Raw genomic sequence first — 3,108 nt, 5'->3', positions numbered from 1 at the left:
GTCGTACACTTGGCGCATGGGACGCACCAGCGACGCCAGGGAAAAGATCCTCAGCGCCGCGCAGTCGCTCATCGAGCTGCGCGGCTACTCAGCCCTGGGGGTGGCAGAGATCTGCAAGACGGCAGGCGTGCCCAAAGGGAGCTTCTACTACTTCTTCGAGTCCAAGGAAGCGCTCGCCCTGACCGTCATCGACGAGCATTGGGCCGCCCAGAAGCGTGACTGGACGCGCGTACTGACCGGCGACGCGGAACCGCTGCAGCGGCTGCGTCTGCTGTTCGAGGAGACGGAGGCCGCGCAGCACGCGGGGCAGCAGAGCTGCGGGACCGTGTCCGGCTGTCTGTTCGGGAACCTCACGCTGGAGATGAGCAACCACACCGAGGCCATCCGCGCGCGGCTGCAGCAGATCTTCGACGCACAGGTCGAGATGGTCGAGTCGGTGATCGTCGAGGCCCTCGGCCGGGGAGAGGTCGCCGTGACCGACACACGGGAGGCCGCACGGTCCGTGGTCGCCCAGCTGGAGGGCCAGGTGCTGTTCGCCAAGCTCTACAACAACACCGGGCGGCTCGGCCCGCTGTGGGCGAACTGCCTCGCCCTGCTCGGCGCACAGCCGGCGGCGGAGGCCGTCGCCGGCGTCTGACGCCGGTCCGCTCAGGGGGCCCGCCAGATGTTGTCGAAGGCGGCCTCCTCGATCTCGCGCCGCTGCCGCACGGCCGCCAGCTCCGTCACCGCGTCGTGGACGGCGTCCAGCACGGTCGTGACGGCGTCGTCGGTGAGGTCGGCGAGCTCCTCCTCGTCCGGCTCGTCGCGGATCCCCACGGCGGCCGCGAGCTGGGCCAGCACGGGTTCGCCCGACGTCCAGCGCTGAGTTGCGCGGCGATGGCCCGGTGAGTCGGTCAGTGCCGCGGGATCGGTGCGCAGGGGAAGCCAGCTGCGGCGTTGACCGGTGAGTTCGCCGTCCGCTTCCAGGGCGGCGACATAGGCGGCGGACAGGCCGCGGCCGCGACGCCACAGCCAGTCCTCCACGGACTCGTACGGCGTCTGGCGCACCAGCGACGACACTGCCTCGTCCAGCAGGCGGTCGCCCGTGACCTGCTCCGGGCCGGGCACGATGCTGTCCTCGTCGAGGCTCACGGCGTCCCCCTGGATGAGGTCGACCAGCTCGGCCCCCGCGAGGGCCAGCGAGAGGTCTCCCTGCTCGACCGGACGGTCGGAGGCGACGTCCAGGGTGACGGTCAGGAGATCCCGCGGTGTGGTCATGTCGCACTCCATGTCAGAGGTCCGGACTCCACGTCACACGGTACGGGCGAGGGCCCGCTTCCCTCAGGCACCACTCCAGTCCGGCCCCGGGCCGCAGGCGTGCCGGGCGGCGGAGCGCACGGGCACAGACGCGCCGTCACGGGGTGGCGTCGGCTGGGCCCGGGTCGTTGGGATGGGGCTCGAGCGGGGTCACCTTCGGGGTCATCCACGGACGCAGTGGAAGCGTGCCGAGCACCTTCTCGTGGAGTTCCTCCTCGTCGGCGGCCCGCCAGATGCCGATGCTGCGCAGCTCGCCGACCGGGCGCCACAGCCGCGCGAGGCGGCCCTCGGCGGCCAGTTCCCGGGCCCGGACGGCCTCGGCGGCGCGCCGCCGGTCGACCTCTTCCCGGCTGGTGCCCTCGGGGACGGTGGTGGTGATCTCGACCAGGAACTCTCGCATGGTCCTGCTCCGCTCGGTGGGGTGATGCGCGGGCGCCGGAACGCCGTCGGCGACCTGTCCGGGGAGGTGGCCCGCCCTCGGCGGTCGTCCGCCGCCGGGTCCCTTTCCCCTCATGGTCCGCCCGCCGGGGAGGCCCGCGCCACGTCCGGTGTCCTGGCTGCTGGTAGGCGCGGACTCCCACCGACGTAGCATGGCCGACGTGGAACTGCGCCAGCTGCGGTACTTCGTCGCCGTCGCCGAGGAACTGAACTTCGGCCGGGCCGCGGAGCGCCTCCTCATCGCCGGGCCCTCCCTGTCCCAGCAGATCAAGGCGCTCGAACGCGACCTCGGCGTGCGCCTGTTCGACCGCGATCGCCGTTCGGTGTCCCTCACCCCGGCCGGTTCCGCACTCCTCCCGCACACCCGCGCCCTGCTGGAACGGGCCGAGGACCTCCAGCGCCGTGCCGGCCGGCTGTCCGGAGCGGAGCCGGTGCGGCTGGGCTACGTGAACTGGCTGCCGCCGGACCTGAACGCCCGTACCGTGGCGGTGGCGCAGGTCCATGTCGACGCGTGGATCGCGCCCTCGCACGCCCAGGCCGCCCGGGTCGCCGAAGGCAGCCTGGACCTCGCCGTCTGCTGGGTGCGCACCGAGGACCTGGAGCGGCACGGGCTGCACGCCCGGCTCGTCGGCGCCGACCGGTTGCACGCCGTCGCCACCGGCGAGGACACCGGTCCGGTGTCCGCCCGGGACACGGACGTCCTCCTCGACGACGACACCACGTCCTGGTCCTCCTGGAACGTCTACGCGGAAGAGCTCGTCCGGGACACCGGGGCACACGCGGTGCGCATCTCCGACGGGGGCATCACCGGCCCGGCGTTCTACGACCACGTCCGCCGTGGCGGGCGTCCGGTCGTCAACTCGCCCAAGGGGCAGACCGCTCCGCTCCCGCCGGACCTCGTCCGGCGCCCCGTCACCGAGCCCGAGATCTACTGGACCTGGTCCCTGGTGTGGCGCCGCAGTGAAGTCCGCTCGGCGGTCCTCGCCGTCGTGGACGCCCTCTGTGACGACGTCGACGTCGCGATCGAAGGCCCCGGCGCCTGGCTGCCCGCCGACGATCCGTACCGGCCGTCCCGCTGACCTGTACTGGGAGGCTGCGCCTACCAGCTGGGAGGAAACCGGTCCCGTACCGGGCCGGGTACGGCTTTGACCTCTTCAAGGCGGAGACTTAGATTTAAATAGTCGACCGGTCGGCTAGTGACCGGGAAACGATCTGTCCCGTGAGGAGAACATCATGAGCACCCAGCAGCAGAAGGTCGCCGTCGTCACCGGCGCCTCCCAGGGCATCGGCGCGGGCAAAGGCGACGGGGACCCCCACCGCAGGTGCGCGGGGGTGGCCCCCCCCCGCACCCCACCCCCCCCCCCACACCCCCGC

Annotated in this window: 4 protein-coding genes; 2 read left to right on the top strand and 2 right to left on the bottom strand. The window is 72.3% G+C overall.

Annotated elements, in window-relative coordinates; genetic code table 11:
* Window positions 1-16: 16 nt before the first annotated feature.
* Window positions 17-637, top strand: a complete 621-nt coding sequence (locus tag ACFW2E_RS43535) for a TetR/AcrR family transcriptional regulator (protein WP_384476723.1) — start codon at window positions 17-19, stop codon at window positions 635-637.
* A gap of 11 nt (window positions 638-648) precedes the next feature.
* Here the strand turns inward: ACFW2E_RS43535 and ACFW2E_RS43530 are convergent, their stop codons facing one another.
* Entirely contained in the window at window positions 649-1,257 is a 609-nt protein-coding gene (locus ACFW2E_RS43530; RefSeq protein WP_384476720.1) for a GPP34 family phosphoprotein, read from the bottom strand.
* A 136-nt stretch (window positions 1,258-1,393) separates the two neighbouring features.
* Window positions 1,394-1,696 carry a muconolactone Delta-isomerase family protein gene (locus ACFW2E_RS43525; RefSeq protein WP_384476717.1) on the bottom strand — a complete coding sequence of 101 codons (303 nt, stop codon included), beginning with the start codon at window positions 1,694-1,696 and terminating at the stop codon, window positions 1,394-1,396.
* Between the two features lie 190 nt (window positions 1,697-1,886).
* Between ACFW2E_RS43525 and ACFW2E_RS43520 the strand changes: the two genes are divergently transcribed.
* Entirely contained in the window at window positions 1,887-2,813 is a 927-nt protein-coding gene (locus ACFW2E_RS43520; RefSeq protein WP_384476714.1) for a LysR family transcriptional regulator, read from the top strand.
* The last annotated feature ends 295 nt before the right edge of the window (window positions 2,814-3,108 follow it).

Origin of the sequence: Streptomyces sp. NPDC058964 (genome assembly GCF_042741275.1) — a bacterium.
Lineage (GTDB): Bacteria > Actinomycetota > Actinomycetes > Streptomycetales > Streptomycetaceae > Streptomyces.
Note: the sequence above shows the minus strand (reverse complement) of the source record. Positions and strands in the feature narration are given on the sequence as shown.